The sequence below is a fragment of the Pseudomonas sp. H2_D02 genome (assembly GCF_054677635.1).
In genome coordinates, this window is sequence record NZ_CP162816.1 from 6182015 (window position 1) to 6200644 (window position 18630).

At 61.7% G+C, this 18630-nt stretch carries 14 protein-coding genes and 2 pseudogenes; 10 read left to right on the plus strand and 6 right to left on the minus strand.

The features are described 5' to 3' along the window. The first annotated feature begins 47 nt into the window (after positions 1-47). The gene (locus AB4N42_RS28265) at positions 48-1397 is read left to right on the plus strand and encodes an MATE family efflux transporter (protein WP_460115652.1); all 1350 of its coding nucleotides are present in this window, start codon (positions 48-50) and stop codon (positions 1395-1397) included. Between the two features lie 3 nt (positions 1398-1400). Here AB4N42_RS28265 and AB4N42_RS28270 read toward each other — a convergent pair. The 6 genes and pseudogenes from AB4N42_RS28270 to AB4N42_RS28295 all read right to left on the minus strand — a co-directional run bounded on the left by AB4N42_RS28270 (position 1401) and on the right by AB4N42_RS28295 (position 8027). Further along, positions 1401-2199 (minus strand): annotated as a pseudogene (locus AB4N42_RS28270) (DUF4123 domain-containing protein). Then, the gene (locus AB4N42_RS28275) at positions 2196-3503 is read right to left on the minus strand and encodes a contractile injection system protein, VgrG/Pvc8 family (protein ID WP_460115653.1); all 1308 of its coding nucleotides are present in this window, start codon (positions 3501-3503) and stop codon (positions 2196-2198) included. Before AB4N42_RS28275 ends, AB4N42_RS28270 begins: the two are co-directional and overlap by 4 nt. Before the next feature lie 228 nt (positions 3504-3731). Beyond that, complete coding sequence (gene speA / locus AB4N42_RS28280) at positions 3732-5645, minus strand: arginine decarboxylase (protein WP_460115655.1); 1914 nt, start codon at positions 5643-5645, stop codon at positions 3732-3734. A gap of 210 nt (positions 5646-5855) precedes the next feature. Further along, on the minus strand, positions 5856-6227 hold the full coding sequence (locus tag AB4N42_RS28285; protein WP_030138034.1) for a translation initiation factor Sui1: 372 nt from the start codon (positions 6225-6227) through the stop codon (positions 5856-5858). A 171-nt stretch (positions 6228-6398) separates the two neighbouring features. Then, entirely contained in the window at positions 6399-6956 is a 558-nt protein-coding gene (locus tag AB4N42_RS28290; protein WP_460115656.1) for an NUDIX hydrolase, read from the minus strand. A 3-nt stretch (positions 6957-6959) separates the two neighbouring features. After that, a complete protein-coding gene (locus AB4N42_RS28295) occupies positions 6960-8027 on the minus strand; it encodes a DUF2333 family protein (protein ID WP_030138032.1) in 1068 nt (355 codons plus the stop codon). A gap of 426 nt (positions 8028-8453) precedes the next feature. Here AB4N42_RS28295 and AB4N42_RS28300 point away from each other — a divergent pair, with 426 nt between their 5' ends. The 9 genes and pseudogenes from AB4N42_RS28300 (at position 8454) to fis (ending at position 18574) form a co-directional block, all read left to right on the plus strand. Continuing rightward, the gene (locus tag AB4N42_RS28300) at positions 8454-10124 is read left to right on the plus strand and encodes a response regulator (protein ID WP_030138031.1); all 1671 of its coding nucleotides are present in this window, start codon (positions 8454-8456) and stop codon (positions 10122-10124) included. A 1270-nt stretch (positions 10125-11394) separates the two neighbouring features. Next, a complete protein-coding gene (locus tag AB4N42_RS28305; RefSeq protein WP_460116424.1) occupies positions 11395-12123 on the plus strand; it encodes a methyl-accepting chemotaxis protein in 729 nt (242 codons plus the stop codon). Positions 12124-12401: 278 nt separating this feature from the next. Further along, entirely contained in the window at positions 12402-12854 is a 453-nt protein-coding gene (gene aroQ, locus AB4N42_RS28310) for a type II 3-dehydroquinate dehydratase (protein ID WP_018605716.1), read from the plus strand. 48 nt (positions 12855-12902) lie between these two features. Further along, positions 12903-13367: an acetyl-CoA carboxylase biotin carboxyl carrier protein gene (accB, locus tag AB4N42_RS28315; protein WP_198797868.1), complete on the plus strand. Its 465-nt coding sequence runs from the start codon at positions 12903-12905 to the stop codon at positions 13365-13367. Positions 13368-13384: 17 nt separating this feature from the next. Further along, a complete protein-coding gene (gene accC / locus AB4N42_RS28320; RefSeq protein ID WP_030138028.1) occupies positions 13385-14740 on the plus strand; it encodes an acetyl-CoA carboxylase biotin carboxylase subunit in 1356 nt (451 codons plus the stop codon). 189 nt (positions 14741-14929) lie between these two features. Beyond that, a complete protein-coding gene (gene prmA, locus AB4N42_RS28325) occupies positions 14930-15808 on the plus strand; it encodes a 50S ribosomal protein L11 methyltransferase (RefSeq protein WP_217861160.1) in 879 nt (292 codons plus the stop codon). Between the two features lie 30 nt (positions 15809-15838). Further along, a pseudogene (locus AB4N42_RS28330) lies at positions 15839-17064 on the plus strand (DUF3426 domain-containing protein). Between the two features lie 185 nt (positions 17065-17249). Then, the gene (gene dusB, locus AB4N42_RS28335) at positions 17250-18257 is read left to right on the plus strand and encodes a tRNA dihydrouridine synthase DusB (protein ID WP_030138024.1); all 1008 of its coding nucleotides are present in this window, start codon (positions 17250-17252) and stop codon (positions 18255-18257) included. Next, positions 18254-18574 (plus strand): DNA-binding transcriptional regulator Fis, encoded by a 321-nt coding sequence (gene fis / locus AB4N42_RS28340; protein ID WP_025211617.1) that lies wholly within the window; start codon positions 18254-18256, stop codon positions 18572-18574. The genes dusB and fis overlap by 4 nt, the downstream gene beginning before the upstream one ends. The last annotated feature ends 56 nt before the right edge of the window (positions 18575-18630 follow it).

Genomic DNA, 18630 nt, shown 5'->3' on the forward strand with positions numbered 1-18630 from the left:
CGACCAAACAATAACCCGCTACAATCGCGCTCCATCAAGGAGCCCGCATGTCCAACCTGATCGCCGACTGGCGCGACCGCTTCACCCATCGCCGGGTCTGGGCGCTCGCCGCACCGATGATTTTCTCCAACATTTCCGTGCCGTTGGTGGCGTTGGTCGACAGCACCGTCATCGGCCACTTGCCTCATGCCCATCAACTGGGCGCGGTGGCGGTCGGAGCAAGTCTGTATACGGTCCTGGCGTGGGCCATGGGCTTCTTGCGCATGGGCTCCACCGGGTTCGCCGCCCAGGCCGCCGGTCGGGGTGACGGCGCGGCGTTGCGACAGGTCTTGCTGCAAGGATTGCTGCTGGCGATGGGGCTGGCGGTGATACTCGGGGCTGTCGGGGTGCCCTTGAGCGATGTGGCGCTGCATTTCATGCAGCCGTCGGCAGAACTCAATCAACTGACCCGCGACTTCTTTCACACCCGCCTCTTCGGTTTGCCCGCGGCCCTGGCCAGTTACGCACTGGTCGGATGGTTCCTCGGCACCCAGAACGCCCGGGCGCCGCTGGCGATCCTGCTGGTGACCAACCTGGTGAACATCGCCCTCAACCTCTGGTTCGTGATTGGCCTGGACTGGGGCGTGGTCGGTTCGGCCCGGGCGTCGGTAATCGCCGAGTGGACCGGTGCGGTGGTCGGCCTGGCCCTGGCGCGCAACACACTGCGCGCCTGGCCGGGGCAAATAGCCTGGGCAGCCTTGGGCTTATGGAAAAGCTGGCAGCCGCTGCTGGCGGTTAACCGGGACATCTTCATTCGCAGCCTGGTGCTGCAATCGGTGTTTTTCCTGATCACGGTGCAGGGCGCGCGCCTGGGGGATGCAACCGTGGCGGCCAACGCCTTGTTGCTGAACGGCCTGCTGCTGACCGCCCATGCACTGGACGGCCTGGCCCATGCTGTCGAAGCGCTGTGCGGCCACGCTATCGGCGCCCGCGATCGTCTGGCCTTGCGCCGTTCGCTGGTGGTCGCTTGCGGTTGGTCCTTGATCGCCAGTGTGGGGTTTGCCCTGCTGTTCCTGCTCGCAGGCCACCTGTTCATCGACCTGCAAACCGACATCGCCGATGTGCGCGACACCGCCTACCGTTACCTGCCTTACCTCGCGGCTCTGCCGCTGATTGCGGTCTGGAGCTATTTGCTCGACGGCCTGTTCATCGGCGCCACCCGCGCTCGGGAAATGCGCAACGGCATGCTCCTGACGTTGTTACTCACGCTGCCGTTCGCCTGGGTTTTGCAAGGCTTGGGCAATCATGGCTTGTGGATCACCTTCCTGCTGTTCATGTCATTGCGCAGCCTGACCCTGGGTACCGTCGCCTGGCGTTTGCAACGCAATGACGTCTGGCTCGAACCTCGCAGCATATGACGTTCAGCGATGTTTGCCCTGCCATAGCCGTCGCAGATGATCGAGACGTTCGCGCTGCGACTCACCTGGCAAGCTCGACACTGGCCGGGCGTCAGGGTATTGCAAGCGCAGCCACAGCCAGCCGTCGAGTACAGCCTGTTCGCTGAAGCCAAGGGCCAAGCCCTGCTGCAAATACCCCCAGAGCAACCAATAGTCGCGCCCGGTGGAGCGCGACCATCGCCAGACGTGGCGCTCCAGCAGACAGGTCTGCAACTTGCCCTGCTGCCTGTCGCTGAGCCCCTGTTCATTTTCCAGTCGCCGGCACCGGCAGCCCGGGGTTAGAGAGTTGTTGCCAGCCCTGACACCCCGTCGACCGATCAGCCCAAGTACCGCCGAACCAGCGCAACTGGTTGATCGGCCCCAGCCAGCGACTGAGTTCCCGAGGATCGCAACCATCGAAGAAATAACTGGCGGTATGGGGGTTGTAGTAACTCAGCAAGGCTTTGTGGTGCAGGCCCAGCGTCACCGTCAACATCCTTCGAAGGTGTACCAGGAGATGCTCGGCGGGCGTGGCGGTGAACAACAGCAAACCCGGCCAGGACCGCGCATCCAGATGACACAGGCTGGCCAGCGCAGGCGACTGCCGCAGATCCACCAGCAGCGGACCGTGTGCCCGCAGTCCATGGAATTCGGTATCTTCGAACAGGGCTAAGCGCCGGGCTTCGGCAAATTGCGCCTGCAGACGCGGCGCGGCGTCGGGGGCGTCCGACACGTCGAGCAGTAACCATTGAGGCGCGGGGCCAGGCATGACGGCGGCATTCATGGCGCCGCGTCCGTGACCATGCGGCAGGTGCATATCGACTGGGTACAGTGACTGAAGCGCCCCCCTCCGGGCAGCAGGCAGAGCAGGACCAGCGGCTCACCCTTCTGGATCGCGGAGAGCAACGGCGAATCGACGCCGGGCGGCAAGCGCATTTCCTCCAGCGTTTCGCTCGGAAGCGGGTCGCAGGCAATCTCCGCGCTGGCGGGGGAACCGAGGAAAGCACTGATCAGAGGACGATCCGGATCACCCTCGATGAAGCTCACCAACACCTCGGTGCCCTCGCGGATGCCCTCCACCGCACACCCTGCCAGCTCCGGCGCCAAGGGCAACCAGCAATGGCTGGGGCTGGCACCTTCTCCCTGATAAACCCAGTCGAACTGCACCGCCAGCCGCCCGGCCACCTGTTCTGCCGGAGCCTCGACTTCCACCACCCATCCACGTTGCCGACTCACCATGACAGGTTTTTCGGGAACCCTGCCCGCCACGAACGGCAACCCCCACGGGACGCCTCGAAACTGATTGGTGTACGCCCCACCCTGTCCACGATGTTCAACCTCGGTCAATAACCAACGCTGGTTCCACTCTTTATAGGGATGCGCCGTCAACGACAGGATCTGGCCGCCGTACAGATGTGTCAGATCGCTGCTCCCACGAGCGACGAGCCCTCTCGAAGCGTCGATGTCGACCCTGAACGCATGCACTGCCGAAGCCTGTATTCCACTGCTGTAAACAGCCTTGCCAGCAGGAGAAGCGCTGCCCACGGTATCGGCGAACACCACGCCGTGTCCATCTCGGCCCTGCTCGAAATGAAAATGAATGCCCGCTTGGGCGCACACCCGCTGGAGAAACTGCAGGTCGGATTCACGATATTGGGTACAGAAATCCTGCACGGGATAGTCGCGACTCAGGTCCAGGCAAACATCGCGGCCGTTGATGCCGTGTTCCTTGAGCACCTGGCGGATGATCTGCGGTACCGAGCGTGCATTGAACACGCGCTGGCTGAAGCGCAGTGCAAGGCATGCCAGCTTCGGCCCGATACGCACGCGGCAACCGATGCCATGTCGGTCTTGCACGAGCTCATGAAGCTGCCCGTGAATGCCTCGACCGGGGGCGCCAAAACTCAACCAGGCGCTTCGGTACAACAGACCCGCCAAATCCAGGGCCGGGTCGCCGGTCAGCACCTGTACCTCAAAAACGAACGGCTCGCTGATGGCTTCACTGCCCGTGAAGGCCACCACGACGAAGGGTTCAGGCAGACCGGCTATCTCCAGACGAAATGACAGCTCGCAGGCTGGATCGGACATCGGCGTTTCTCTACAGGAGGGGCGACCGGGCATTCTCGCTGAGAGCCTTGGTCGAGTAGAGAGCTCAAGGACAGATTAGGAAAGGGACTACATGAAATAAGGACCTCGCCCGGTCAAACGCAGCAAAGTACGTAGCCGAATGCGAGAAAAAATCCTGCCACGCAAACAATATGGCGAGGGAGCACGCTCCCTCGCCATATTCATTAACGCAACCGCTGCGCGGCCCTGTCAGGAAGACAGATAGGACGAACGCGTCAGCCCCAGGCGCAGCGCATCCAGGAATTGCGTGCGCTCGGCGGCGGTGATACGGGCACTGGCGCACTTGTCGCGGTAATGCGTCATCAGCTCCTCCGGCGACAGGTGCACGTAGCGCAGCATGTCTTCGATGGTGTCGTGGGTTTCGATACCGGCGTGATACACGCTACCGTCGGCGTTCTGGTAGATGTTCACCGAGTCGGTGTCGCCGAACAGGTTGTGCATGTCGCCGAGAATTTCCTGGTAGGCACCCACCAGGAAAATACCCAGCAGATAGTCTTCACCCGGATTGAGCGAGTGGACCGGCAAGCTGGTCTCGATGCTCTGTTCATCGACGTACTGCTTGATCTTGCCGTCGGAGTCGCAGGTCAGGTCTTGCAGCACGGCACGGCGCAATGGCTCTTCGTCAAGGCGATGCAGCGGCAGGATCGGCAACACCTGGCCGATGGCCCAAGTATCCGGCAGGCTCTGGAACACCGAGAAGTTGCAGATGTACTTGTCGGCCAGCTTGTCATTGAGCTCGTCCAGCACCTGGCGGTGCGAGCGCTGACGGGCCTTCAGCGAGTTGTGCAGGCGGCGGCACACAGCGAAGTAGCACTGCTCGGCCAGGGCTTTTTCTGCCAGGGTCAGCTTGCCGTCGGCGTACTGGGCAGCCACATCGCTCATGTAGTGGGTGGCGCGCCAGTAGGTCTCGGTGACCATCTCGATGTCGGTCGGCCCTAACAGGTCCACCAGCCATTGCACGGTTTCCGGCAGGCTTTCCTTGTTTTCGATCACCGGCACGTCATCGTGATGTTTCTCGACGTCGGTCACCTGCACCACCAGCATGGCGTGGTGGGCGGTCAGCGAGCGGCCACTTTCGGAGAAGATGTGCGGATGCGGCAGGCTCTGGGCATCGCAGAACTCCTTGAGCATGCCCACCACGACACCGGCGTAATCGTCCATGTCGTAGTTGATCGAGCTGGCGTTGCGCGAGTGCGTACCGTCGTAGTCCACGCCCAGGCCACCGCCGACGTCGATGTGATCCACCGGCAGGCCAAGGTTGCGCAGCTCGCCGTAGTAACGGATCGCTTCCTTGAAGCCATGCTGGTAGTCCGCCAGGTTGGCGATCTGCGAACCCATGTGGAAATGCAGCAGGCGAATACCCTGGTCCAGGCCGGCGTCGCGGAAGCGCTCAACCACCGAAAGCAACTGCGCGGCCGACAAGCCGAACTTGGATTTTTCGCCACCGGTATCAGCCCACTTGCTCGACGCCAGGGACGACAGGCGCACCCGCAGGCCCACCTGTGGCTTGACCTTGAGCGAGGCAGCTTCTTCGATCACCAGGCCCACTTCGGATTCTTTTTCAATCACGATGAAGACATTGTGGCCGAGCTTCTGGCCCATCAGCGCGAGGCGGATGAACTCACGGTCCTTGTAGCCGTTGCAGACGATGGTCCCGCCCTTCGGCGCCAGGGCCAGCACCGCCAGTAGCTCGGGCTTGGAGCCAGCCTCAAGGCCGATGGAGACGTTCTGGGTCGCGATGATGTTCTCGATCACCGCTTCCTGCTGGTTCACCTTGATCGGATAGAGCGCGGTGTACTGGCTCTGGTATTCCAGGCGCGCGATGTTGCTGTTGAACGCGCCGGTGAGCTGACGCACCCGGTCCTGCAGGATGTCGGGGAAGCGCACCAGCAACGGCAGCGAGAGGCCGCTCTGGCGCAACTGGTCGACTTGCTCGTACAAATCGATGGGCGAGCTGTCGGGGCCATTCGGACGGACTTCGACGCGACCGGCGTCGTTGATCGCGAAATATCCGGCCCCCCAATGGCGAATCCCGTAAACACTGCGGCTGTCCGCAACTGTCCATTGGCTGCCATCGTCTTTGCGTGTGCGTCGTACGGACATCGAAGTCCCCTATAAAGAAGTCAAAAAGCACCATCCGATCGGAGGCTGGCGCAGTCTAGAGAATGGAAATGACGATTTGCCTGCAAGCAAGGTAGACCCTGCCCGCAGCGCTGAGTTTAAAACCCGTTCCGAACAGGCTCTGTGAAAACCATGCGGGCGACTGGCGAACCGGGGGTTCGGATCAAGCCGGGGTGGTTTTCACAGAGGCTGCTAGCCGCCGGATTTCTTTGCCTTGAAGCCGTGTTTGGTGAGTTCCGCCAACAGCAGCTCGACGTGATCGCCCTGGATCTCGATGACGCCGTCCTTCAACGCGCCACCCGTGCCGCAACGTTTCTTCAACGTCGTCGCCAGATCCTTGAGTGCGTCTTCGGCCAGCGGCACACCCGTAATGGTAGTCACTGTCTTGCCACCGCGACCTTTGCTTTCGCGGCGCACGCGCGCGATACCGTCGCCGGCGGGAATGGCGGTCTGTTTGCAGATGCAGGCATCCACCGGCTGGCGGCAATCGGGGCAATGACGACCGGCGTCGGTAGAAAATACCAGGCCGCCCAGGGCGGCGAAGGATGCGGCTTTTTTGGCCACCGGCAATCCTCTTGGGAGGACAAAGACTGGTCGAGGGGCGAAAGTGCCTCGACCGCGAAGCCCCACTCAGGCAGGGGCAGCGCAACTGGGCCGAACGCTGTCGGCCAAGCTTGAAAAGTCGCGCAGTGTAACGGCAAAAACGCGACTTGCTAAGGGCCAATCGGCGCCAATTTACAGCTTCTTTGCGACACCGCCCTCCTGGGCTCGCAGATAGCGTCCGAGCGCCGCCAGGGAGTCCGGGCAATAAGGCTTGTGGCGGATTTCCTCCAGCACCTGTTCGACGGGCAAAAACCGCGCCTCCAGCACCTCTTCCGGCTGCAGGATCAACGGACCGTCCCACACGGCAGAAAACGCCGAGCACCACAAGCGACTGCCAGTGTCTTCGAAATAGAAGTGGTCATGGGCAACCAGTTCCACACCGCTCACACCCAATTCTTCTTCGAGCTCACGGGCCGCCGATTCGGCGTAGGTCTCGTGCGCCTGCACCATGCCACCGGCCGCGACGTCCCAATAGCCGGGATAGATGGCTTTGCTCAATGTCCTGCGATGAACGCACAACTCACCGGCCGAATTGAACAGCATGATGTAGGTGCCGCGTCCGATCAGGCCGCGCTCGCGCAAGTCCGAACGCACCAGGCTGCCGAGCAGGTTGTCATGCTCATCGACCCAAGCGATCAGCTCGGCATCCGAGGCCGCTCGGTGAGCGACCTCCCGGGTGCTTTCGTCCATCGGTCAGCCCTGGTTCAGCAATTGCCGAAGGTCGATTACCGCTGCGTTGGCACGGGAGATGTAGTTGGCCATGACCAGCGAATGGTTTGCCAACACACCGAAACCGCTGCCGTTGAGGATCATCGGGCTCCACACCGGTTCCTGGGAAGCCTCGAGCTCGCGAATGATCTGCCGCACACTGACCGTGGCGTTTTTCTTCGCCAATACATCGGCGAAATCCACTTCAATGGCGCGCAGCAAATGGGACAGCGCCCAAGCCTGGCCACGTGCTTCATAGAACACGTTATCGATTTGCAGCCATGGCGTCTCGACCACTTCTTCATCCACTTGCGGTACCTGGCCTGGAGCCGGGACCTCGGTTTTCAGCGAAGTGTTGAGCTTCACCCGGCCCACGCTGGCAGACAACCGCTGGGACAGCGAACCCAGGCGAGTGCCGACATCGCCCAGCCAGTTGTTCAGGTTGTCGGCGCGGGCATAGAACAAGGCGCTCTTTTGGGCCGGATCGGAGAGACGCGCCTGATAACGGCTCAGGGAATTGATGCCTTCCTGGTATTCCGACTCACTGGAGGGCAGCACCCAACTGCGGTTGTCGAAGTTGAAGCGCGGCTCGGCCTTGGCAAGGTCGGCGTCCTCTGCGGACTGCGATTGGGAACGGGCGAAATCCTTGCGCAGGGCGCGACTCAAGTCGCGAACCTGGACCAGGACGCCGTATTCCCAACTCGGCATGTTGTCCATCCACAGGCCTGGGGGGAAACGGTCGTTGGAGATGTAGCCGCCCTGCTTGGTCAGCAAAGTTCCGGCCACGGTCTTGAGGGTTTCGACGGTGGTGTAGCCGACCACCATTTGTTTGCCATCCTTCTCGGCCGCTGCCTGGGCATTCTGTTGCACCGGAAACAGCGCAGGCTCCTGGCTCCAATACCAACCCACCGCAATGGTCACCAGCAAATAGAGACCGATGAGCGTGGCCAGTGCCCGGCTGAAAAACAGCCCGCCCAGGTAGCTGCGGGTGTCCGATTTCGGCTCGGCGGCGCGTTCAGGCGCGCTGCCCGCGCGGTTTTTCCAGTCCAGCATGGCGATGTCCCTTCAATCACTTGAGTTCACGGTTCGACCACAACCTTACATCAACGTGCCTTGGCCGGCATCCGTCGTTGGGCTTATCGGAGAATTACCACCAGGAAGCCAAGTGACTCCTAAGGGTTTCCCTTAACTCTGCCGAACGAAAATTCAGGACGGCCATCTCCACATACGCCTGCGTGCGGGCAGGTCGGTTCTTTTTACACAGCGGAGCCGGCATGCAAATCGGATCCAAAAAACCGCTACACCTATTGATTTGAGGGCATTGACGGACAGTGGCCAGCCGATTGAAAACCGCTCGGTCAGAAACTGAATGGCATCTCTTGGCAGTTTATTGACGTACGACACTCATGTAAGGGAAAAGAGGTGCTAGCATAGAGCCACCAGTCGATCTCAGCATGCCCCCTAACTAGTAGTCAGGATATGACCGAGTCAGAAGACCCCAGCCGTGAGCGCCTCAAGCACCACTTTGCCCAGCGGGTAATTCACCAGGCTCGCCAGATCCTCGAGATATGGCAGCGCCTGCAACGCAGCGAGTGGTCAAGTAACGACCTGTCCGAGCTCAGCGAAGCCAATTTGCGCCTGCTGCGCTTTGCCGAGCGTTTCGAACAGCCCGAGCATTGCCAGCTCGCCCAAGGCATCAGCCAGTCGCTGCAGGCGGTGGACGCCAATCGTGGGCGCCTCAGCAGCCATTTGATCACCGAGATCAATCGCTTGATGCAACGCCTGTCCCGCACCGGCCTGCGCCACGGCGACCAGCTCGAGCAGACCTTCCTGCCGCCGCTGCGCAAGCCGATCTACGTGATGCTGCAAGACCACGACCGCGCCGAACGGCTGGCCAAGCAACTGGAATTCTTCGGCCTCAGTGCCCAGGCGCTGGACAGTGTCGCGGCGTTCCGGGCCTCGATGATCGAGCGTCTGCCCGCGGCGATCGTCATGGATGTGGATTTCAGCGGGCCCGGCGCGGGCCTGACCTTAGCGGCCCAAGCCCAGGAAGGACTCGACCAGGCCATTCCATTGCTTTTCTTCAGCCTGCTCGAAACCGACACGCCCACCCGCCTGGCAGCGGTGCGCGCCGGTGGCCAGGAATTTCTCACCGGCACGCTCGAAGCCTCGAGCCTGTTGGAAAAGATCGAAGTGCTGACCTGCGTCGCCCAGTACGAACCTTATAAAGTGCTGATCATCGATGACTCCCGCGCCCAGGCCTTGCACACCGAGCGCCTGCTCAACAGCGCAGGCATCGTCACCCGCACACTCATCGAGCCGATCCAGGCCATGGCCGAACTGGCGGATTTCCAGCCCGACCTGATCATTCTCGACATGTACATGCCCGCCTGCACCGGCACGGAACTGGCCAAGGTGATTCGCCACAACGACCGCTATGTCAGCGTGCCGATCATCTACCTGTCCGCCGAAGACGATCTGGACAAGCAGCTCGACGCCATGAGCGAAGGCGGCGATGACTTCCTGACCAAACCGATCAAGCCCCGACACCTGATCACCACAGTGCGCAACCGCGCAGCCCGGGCGCGCAATCTCAAGGCGCGGATGGTCCGCGACAGCCTCACCGGCCTCTACAACCACACCCACATCCTGCAATTGCTCGAAGACTGCAGCTTCCGCGCCCGCCGCGAGGGCAAGCCGCTGAGCTTCGCGATGCTGGACATCGATCATTTCAAGCGAGTCAATGACAGCCACGGCCACCCCATGGGCGACCGGGTGATCAAGAGCCTGGCGCTGTTTCTCAAACAGCGGCTGCGCAAGACCGATTTCATCGGGCGCTATGGCGGCGAAGAATTCGCCATCGTCATGCCCGATACCGACATCGATGCGGCCTGCAAGGTGCTGGACGAAATCCGCCAGCGTTTTGCCGAAATCCATTACCCGGCCCAACCGCAAGACCTGTGGTGCACCTTCAGCGCCGGGGTGGTAGAGATGAGCGAGGAGTCCGACAGCCTGATGATGGCCAGCCAGGCGGACGAAGCGCTGTACCGCGCCAAGCATGCTGGGCGCAACCGCGTACAGAGCGCCAGGCAATCAAAGCAAAGTGCCACTTTTTCATCGGAATCCACTGATTCGGTCATAAACGTGTAACGCAAACGCAATAACTTCAGGCACTTACGATTCTGCCCCCGGTAGACCCTTGATGCGCCTGAAGCTGCTGACCAATCTCAACACCCTTCTTTTAGTTGCCGTGTGCCTTGGCCTTGGCGCCACCCTTTGGTGGTCGCAGATCGCCTTGGAACGTCCGTATCTACTAATGGAACGCTACCTGGGCCTGTCGCGGCAGTTCCAGGGCGAAGTGGCACGCAACATCGAGGATTACCTGGCCAGCGGCGACGCCCTGCGCCTCAGCGCGGCCACCCAGGCGTTGGAAAACCTGCAAAAAGAACTGGACCAGTTCCCGCCGGACCTGGCCAAGACCCTGCGCCCGAGCCTGGCGAACCTCGACAGCTTCAGCAAGACCGACCTGCTGGCCGCCGGCAAACTGGCCGGCGATCCCCAGGCCCTGTTGTTGCAGGCCGAACGGGAACTGAGCGCCAGCCTCGATCAGTTGGCCCAGTACGCCAACGGCGCGCCCGCTTATCTGCCGCCGCTGTTCGCCGCGTCGCAGCATCTGGGCCGTTTGTCCCTCGCCCGAGACAAACTCGTCAGCAGTGGCCGTAGCGAATTGGCCGCCGACGTCGAAAGGGAACTTGTCAGTATCCGCGCCCAGGCCCAACAGCTCGATAGCCTGCCATTGCTCGGCGTCACCGCCAGCAGCGAATCGGGCAGTGATGATTTCGCCGCCATGATGGGTTTGGAGTCCCAGGAAAAGGCCGCTACCGAAGACGCCGGTATCGCGCTCAAGCGTGAGCTCAACAGCCTGCTCGGACGTTACCCGGCGGAACTGGCCCGCACCCGCGAATTGATTCAGAAACGCACCGAACTGAGCGATGCTTCGCACCTGAAAACCACCAATGTACAACAAGCGATCGATGCCATGGAGCCCGCGGTGCGCGCCCAGCACGGACGAATCCAGGGCGAGGTACGCATGATCCAGGGCGTGATGATCGGCCTGATCCTGCTGATCGCACTGCTGATCGATACCCTGCAGCGGCGCCTGGCCCGGACGTTGACCCGCCTTGCTCCAGCCTTGTCGACCTGGGCAGAAGGAGATTTCAGCGGCGATATCCACGTGGGCGCCAGCAACCGTGAACTGAAGGATATCGAAGCCTCTCTCAACCGCCTGCGGGCTTATCTGGTGGACCTGGTGGGCGCCATCCGCCAGAACGCCGAGCAAGTGGCCGGCAGCAGCCGGGCCTTGGCCGAACTGAGCGGCGAGCTGCACAGCGGCGCCGAACACCAGGCGGGCGATACCGCGATGATTCGTGATTCCCTCAGCGAACTCGAGGCGACCATCCAACAGGTGGCCGGCGATGCCAGCCAGGCCGCCGATGCCAGTCGCAGCGCCGGGAATGCGGTGGAGCACGGGCAGAAAGTCATCGGCCAGAGCCTCGCCGGCCTCCATGCGCTGGTGGGCGAGGTGCAAGGCAACGCGCAGATGATCGAACAACTGGCCGAGGAATCGGCGACCATTGGCGGCGTGCTGACGGTCATTCGCTCGATTGCCGACCAGACCAACCTCTTGGCCCTCAACGCCGCCATCGAAGCCGCCCGCGCCGGGGAGATGGGCCGCGGCTTTGCGGTGGTGGCCGAGGAAGTCCGCTCCCTGGCCCAGCGCACGGCTGGCGCCACCTCGGAAATCCAGGCGCTGATCGCCCGCTTGCAACTGGCCGCGCGCCAGTCGGTGGACGGCATGCGTGCCCAGGTCGAACACGCCGAAGCCACCGCTAACCAGGCACAAGCGGCCGACGGCGCGCTGGACACCATCGTCGGGGCCATCCAGACCATTGCCGATACGGCCGTGCGCATCGCCGATGTCACCGCCCAGCAAAGCGACGCCGTCAGCGAGATACGCGACCACAGCGAGCGGATACATCAATTGGGTGGAGACAATCTGCAGCGCATCGGCCAAGGGCGAGAACAGGGCGACAACTTGCTGGTGCTCGGCGGACGGCTGCATACCGCGGTGCAGGCGTTTCGGGTGTGACTTCAACAAACACCACACATCCATTGTGGGAGCGAGCCTGCTCGCGAAAGCGGTGGGTCAGTTAGCCACGATTTTAACTGTGCAGCCGTCTTCGCGAGCAAGCCCGCTCCTACAGGGTTCGGCTTCCAACCGTATGACCAGATCAGAAACCTCGGTCATAAATTTCGCGCAAACATCGGTCAACGTGCTGGCTATTGCCGAGAACTGGACAGTCATTAAGGCTTTGCGGCATAGTCTCCGGGTTCTGACACCTGCTCACGGATAACAAGGAACAGCAGATGGCGACCCTCTTGGTCCTGCACGGACCCAACCTGAACCTGCTGGGCACCCGCGAACCGGGCGTCTACGGCGCGGTGACACTGGCCCAGATCAACCAGGACCTGGAGCAGCGGGCCCGCAATGCCGGCCACCATTTGCTCTATCTGCAAAGCAACGCCGAATATGAGCTGATCGACCGCATCCATGCCGCGCGTGGCGAAGGCGTGGATTTCATTTTGATCAATCCAGCAGCTTTTACACATACAAGTGTCGCATTACGTGACGCGCTGCTGGCGGTGAGCATCCCATTCATCGAAGTGCATTTGTCCAACGTGCACAAACGCGAACCTTTCCGCCATCACTCTTACTTCTCGGATGTAGCGGTGGGAGTGATCTGCGGCCTTGGCGCCAGCGGTTACCGACTGGCCCTGGAGGCCGCTCTAGAGCAGCTTGAAAAACAGGCAACAGCTTGAACAACAAGCGTTAAACGCCCCTGACCGACCCTTGGGAGTTGATGATTCATGGATATCCGTAAAGTTAAGAAATTGATCGAATTGCTGGAAGAGTCCGGCATCGACGAGCTCGAGATCAAGGAAGGCGAAGAGTCCGTACGCATCAGCCGCCACAGCAAGACCCCGGCCCAGCAGTTCTATGCACCGGCCCCGATGCAAGCCCCGGCTGCCGCACCGGCTCCGGCCGTCGCGCCAGTAGCCGCTGCCGCACCAGCCGCACCTGCGGCGCCAGCGCTGAACGGCACCGTCGCTCGTTCGCCAATGGTGGGTACGTTCTATCGCAAGTCTTCGCCATCCTCGCCGTCGTTCGTTGAAGTCGGCCAGACCGTGAAGAAAGGCGACACCTTGTGCATCGTCGAAGCCATGAAGATGATGAACCACATCGAAGCTGAAACCAGCGGTGTGATCGAATCCATCCTCGTTGAAGACGGCCAGCCGGTTGAGTACGACCAACCGCTGTTCACCATCGTTTGAACCGCGGAGAGCCTTTGATGACTGCGAAGTTGGAAAAAGTTCTGATCGCTAACCGCGGTGAGATCGCCCTGCGGATTCTGCGTGCCTGCAAAGAGATGGGCATCAAGACCGTCGCCGTTTACTCCAAGGCCGACAAAGAACTGATGCACCTGGGCCTGGCGGACGAATCCGTCTGCATCGGTCCGGCGTCGGCTGCGCATTCCTACCTGCACATCCCGGCGATCATCGCCGCCGCCGAAGTGACCGGTGCCACCGCCATTCACCCTGGCTACGGTTTCCTGGCGGAAAACGCCGACTTCGCCGAACAGGTCGAAAACTCCGGTTTCGCCTTCATCGGCCCGAAAGCCGACACCATCCGCCTGATGGGCGACAAGGTTTCGGCCAAGCACGCCATGATCGCTGCCGGCGTACCGACCGTTCCGGGTTCCGACGGTCCGCTGCCTGAAGACGAAGAAACTGCTTTGCGCATTGGTCGCGAAGTCGGTTATCCGGTGATCATCAAGGCCGCTGGCGGCGGTGGTGGTCGCGGCATGCGTGTGGTGCACAAGGAAGAAGACCTGATTTCCTCGGCCAAACTGACCCGCTCCGAAGCAGGCGCGGCGTTCGGCAACCCGATGGTTTATCTGGAAAAATTCCTGACCAACCCACGTCACGTCGAAGTCCAGGTACTGTCCGACGGTCAAGGCCATGCCATCCACCTGGGCGACCGCGATTGCTCGCTGCAACGTCGTCACCAGAAGGTCCTCGAAGAAGCACCGGCACCGGGCATCGACGAGCAGGCTCGCCAGGAAGTCCTGGCTCGCTGCGTCAAGGCCTGTATCGACATCGGCTACCGTGGCGCCGGCACCTTCGAGTTCCTCTACGAAAACGGCCGTTTCTATTTCATCGAAATGAACACCCGTGTTCAGGTGGAGCACCCGGTTTCGGAAATGGTCACCGGTATCGACATCGTCAAGGAGATGCTCAGCATCGCCGCCGGCAACAAGCTGTCGTTCACCCAGGATGACGTGGTCATCCGCGGTCACTCGCTGGAGTGCCGGATCAACGCCGAAGACCCGAAGACCTTCATGCCAAGCCCAGGCACGGTCAAGCATTTCCATGCCCCAGGCGGCAACGGCGTTCGCGTCGATTCGCACCTGTACAGCGGTTATGCGGTTCCGCCGAACTACGACTCGTTGATCGGCAAGCTGATCACCTACGGGGCGACCCGTGACGAAGCCATGGCGCGCATGCGCAATGCGCTGGACGAAATCGTGGTAGACGGGATCAAGACCAACATCCCGCTGCACCGCGACCTCGTCCGCGACGAAGGCTTCTGCAAAGGTGGCGTCAACATCCATTACCTGGAACACAAGCTGGGTAACCAGCACTGATGTTTCAGCGGATGTAAAAAGACCCTGGTCCGTTTTGGCCCGGGGTCTTTTTTTGTGTGCTTCACGATACGCATCCACCCCTTCGGACAGCACACGACTCGCTTATCCACTTTGATGACGACCTGGCGTACACTGCGCGCCTTTGCAGCTGCGCGCTGCCCCCTGTCGATTTTTTCAAAGGTGCCCGCCATGCCTTGGCTGCAAGTACGCCTGGCCATCAGCCCGGAACAAGCCGAAACCTACGAAGATGCGTTCCTTGAAGTCGGTGCCGTGTCGGTGACTTTCATGGACGCCGAAGACCAGCCGATCTTCGAGCCTGAGCTCAATACCACCCCACTGTGGTCCCACACCCACTTGCTGGCGTTGTTCGAAGGCGGCACCGAGGCGGCCAGCGTGCTCGCCCACCTGGCGCTGCTGACCGGCAGCCCGTTGCCCGAGCATCACAGCGAAGTGATCGAAGACCAGGATTGGGAACGCAGTTGGATGGATAACTTCCAGCCGATGCGTTTCGGCCAGCGCCTGTGGATCGTGCCGAGCTGGCATGCCGCGCCGGAGCCTGACGCGGTGAACCTGCTGCTGGACCCGGGCCTGGCGTTCGGCACCGGCACCCACCCCACCACCGCGCTGTGCCTGGAATGGCTCGACGGCCAGGACCTCAAGGGCTGCAATGTGCTGGACTTCGGCTGCGGCTCGGGAATCCTGGCCATCGCCGCACTGCTGCTGGGCGCCAAGGAAGCGGTCGGCACCGACATCGATGTCCAGGCCTTGGAAGCATCCCGCGACAACGCCGGGCGCAACAACATTGCCGAAGATCTGTTCCCGCTGTACCTGCCGCAGGATCTGCCGAACGTGCAGGCCGACGTACTGGTGGCCAACATTCTTGCTGGCCCGCTGGTGTCGCTGGCGCCGCAATTGTCGGGCCTGGTCAAGCCCGGCGGACGCTTGGCGTTGTCGGGCATCCTCGCCGAACAGGGCGAAGAAGTCGCCGCCGCTTATGCTGCGGACTTTGACCTGGACCCGATCGCCAATCGTGATGGCTGGGTGCGCATCACCGGACGTCGGCGCTAGAATGGCCGCCTGTATCAACCGGATTGCCGCATGACCGACAGCTTCGTCACCCAGTGCCCGCATTGCCACACCAGTTTTCGCGTCAGCCATGCTCAATTGAGCGTGGCCCGCGGGGTGGTTCGCTGTGGCTCGTGCCTGCAAGTGTTCAATGCCGCGCGGCAACTGCTGGAGCAACGCACGGGCAATAACGGCGCGCCCCCCCTGGCTCCACCCCCAAGCCTGCCGTGGACGCACCGCCCCGCGCCATCAGCCAGAAACAATGGACCGCCGCCGAGCTGGACCTCGATGACCTGGACAAGGAACTGGCTCGCCTGGAAAGGCGTGACAAGCGTGCTCCGGACTCTTTCGGACGACGCCGGGAAGACAACCTGAGTGCCCAGCGCGAGCATCCCTCGAACGAGCAGGAGCCATGGGTCGACGGCCTGTACAGCGAATCCCCCATCGAACGCGCAGAAACCGCGATCCAGCCGCCTGTCGAGCCGTTCGAGCCCCACGAACCCGCGCGGCCGCCGCGCACCGAGCCATCCTTGTCGCTTGCCCTTGAACCGCTGGAGCCGGACGATACGCCTGTCGCCGTGCTAAGCCTCGCGCCGGATGACGAGCCTCACGAACATCTCGAACGCCTTTCAGCCACTGACGACCTGGACGACGAACCGGAGCCACTGGCAGCGTCATCCAGGAAACGCGAGCGCCAGGAGCCCGGCATACGCGCCGAAGCCCTTCAGGACCTGGACGATGACCCGCTACAACTGGATTGGCGCAAGCGCCGTTCGCCCTGGGGGCGACGCCTGCTCTGGAGCCTATTGATACTGCTGGGGGCCGCAGCCCTGGCCGGTCAGTACATTGCCTACCACTTCGAGGAACTGGCCCGCCAGGACCAGTATCGTCCATGGTTCCTGCAAATCTGTCCGGCCATTGGCTGCGACGTTCCGTCCAAGGTCGACATCGCCAAGATCAAGAGCAGCAACTTGGTGGTGCGCAGCCATCCGGAATTCAGCGGCGCGCTGATTGTCGATGCGATCATCTACAACCGCGCACCCTTCTCCCAGCCCTTCCCGCTGCTGGAACTGCGCTTCGCCGACCTCAACGGCCACCTGATCGCCAGCCGGCGCTTCAAGCCCGGCGAATACCTGGGCGGCGACCTTGAAGGCCTGGGGGAAATGCCACCGCAGACGCCGATCCATATCGCGCTGGACATCCTGGACCCTGGCCCGAAAGCGGTGAACTACAGCCTGAGCTTCCATTCGCCTGAATGAGACGCGCCAGGGTCGGTCCGTTGACGGCAGCTTTCTGACTCACCCCGCCCGGACCAAACCGCTGGCGATAACAAAATAGCTGTTCAGATTTTATCCAATTCGACCTTTATCCAGTCATCGAGAGCGGGTATCATGCCAACCCTTTTTCGAAGTCTCATGATCCGGCCCCACTTCAGGGAAGTCCTATGTCGGCGGTACGCATCGGCCCTTATACATTGCAGAACGGTCTGGTCCTCGCCCCCATGGCGGGCGTCACCGACCAGCCCTTTCGTCAGTTATGCAAACGATTGGGTGCCGGTCTCGTGGTGTCGGAAATGGTGACCAGCGACATGAGTTTGTGGAACACCCGCAAGTCGCGCCTGCGCATGATTCACGAAGGTGATCCCGAGCCGCGCTCGGTACAGATCGCCGGGGGTGATGCGCAGATGCTCGCGGAAGCGGCCCGGGCCAACGTAGAGCTGGGGGCGCAGATTATCGACATCAACATGGGCTGCCCGGCGAAAAAGGTCTGTAACAAGGCCGCAGGCTCGGCACTGTTGAAGGACGAAGCGCTGGTCACCGAGATCCTGCAGGCGGTTGTCGCCGCAGTTGATGTGCCGGTGACCCTGAAGATCCGCACCGGGTGGGACCGGGAGAACAAGAACGGCCTGACGGTGGCGAAGATCGCCGAACAGGCAGGCATCACGGCGCTGGCGGTCCATGGCCGCACCCGTGCCGACCTGTACACCGGCGAGGCCGAGTACGACACCATTGCCGCGATCAAGCAGGCGGTGTCGATCCCGGTCTTTGCCAATGGCGATGTCGACTCGCCCGAGAAGGCCCGGTTCGTGCTGGACGCGACCGGTGCCGATGGCCTGTTGATCGGCCGGGCCGCCCAGGGGCGGCCATGGATTTTTCGTGAAATCGAACACTATCTGCGCACCGGCGAAAAGCTCGCCGCGCCGTTGTTGTCCGAGGTGGAACGTATTCTGCTAGAGCATCTGGCCGCGCTGCATGCCTTCTATGGAGAAGTCATGGGCGTACGCATCGCTCGCAAGCATGTGGGCTGGTATCTCGCAACCCTGCCGGGCGCCAGGGAGTTTCGCGCCCGTTTCAATCGTTTGGATGGTACGCAAGCACAATGCGCCGACGTTCAGGCGTTCTTCGCCGAACGTTACAAGAGCCTGACAGGGGACGAAGGGGTGGCCGCATGACGATGATGACCGAGACTTTAGTGAGTGGAATAACACCCGTGAGCGACAACGTGAATTTGAAACAGCACCTCAACACGCCCAGCGAAGAAGGCCAGACCCTTCGCGGGAGTGTCGAGAAAGCGCTGCACAATTATTTCGCCCACCTTGAGGGCGCTGCCGTCACGGATGTGTACAACCTGGTGCTTTCCGAAGTCGAGGCGCCTCTGCTCGAAAGCGTGATGAACTACGTCAAGGGCAACCAGACCAAGGCCAGTGAGCTGCTGGGCCTGAACCGCGGCACCCTGCGCAAGAAACTCAAGCAGTACGATCTGCTGTAAGCATTCAATCAAACCAGAAAGGCGCCCGCGTAAAAAACGGTCGCCTTTTTTGCTGA

Bases quoted from the DNA above. Each gene is read 5' to 3' on its own strand.
- accC (WP_030138028.1), top strand. From the start codon at position 13,385: ATGACTGCGAAGTTGGAAAAAGTTCTGATCGCTAACCGCGGTGAGATC.
- AB4N42_RS28275 (WP_460115653.1), bottom strand. From the start codon at position 3,503: ATGTCCGATCCAGCCTGCGAGCTGTCATTTCGTCTGGAGATAGCCGGT.
- AB4N42_RS28305 (WP_460116424.1), top strand. From the start codon at position 11,395: ATGATTCGTGATTCCCTCAGCGAACTCGAGGCGACCATCCAACAGGTG.
- speA (WP_460115655.1), bottom strand. From the start codon at position 5,645: ATGTCCGTACGACGCACACGCAAAGACGATGGCAGCCAATGGACAGTT.
- AB4N42_RS28295 (WP_030138032.1), bottom strand. From the start codon at position 8,027: ATGCTGGACTGGAAAAACCGCGCGGGCAGCGCGCCTGAACGCGCCGCC.
- aroQ (WP_018605716.1), top strand. From the start codon at position 12,402: ATGGCGACCCTCTTGGTCCTGCACGGACCCAACCTGAACCTGCTGGGC.
- AB4N42_RS28290 (WP_460115656.1), bottom strand. From the start codon at position 6,956: ATGGACGAAAGCACCCGGGAGGTCGCTCACCGAGCGGCCTCGGATGCC.
- accB (WP_198797868.1), top strand. From the start codon at position 12,903: ATGGATATCCGTAAAGTTAAGAAATTGATCGAATTGCTGGAAGAGTCC.
- AB4N42_RS28265 (WP_460115652.1), top strand. From the start codon at position 48: ATGTCCAACCTGATCGCCGACTGGCGCGACCGCTTCACCCATCGCCGG.
- prmA (WP_217861160.1), top strand. From the start codon at position 14,930: ATGCCTTGGCTGCAAGTACGCCTGGCCATCAGCCCGGAACAAGCCGAA.
- AB4N42_RS28300 (WP_030138031.1), top strand. From the start codon at position 8,454: ATGACCGAGTCAGAAGACCCCAGCCGTGAGCGCCTCAAGCACCACTTT.
- fis (WP_025211617.1), top strand. From the start codon at position 18,254: ATGACGATGATGACCGAGACTTTAGTGAGTGGAATAACACCCGTGAGC.
- dusB (WP_030138024.1), top strand. From the start codon at position 17,250: ATGTCGGCGGTACGCATCGGCCCTTATACATTGCAGAACGGTCTGGTC.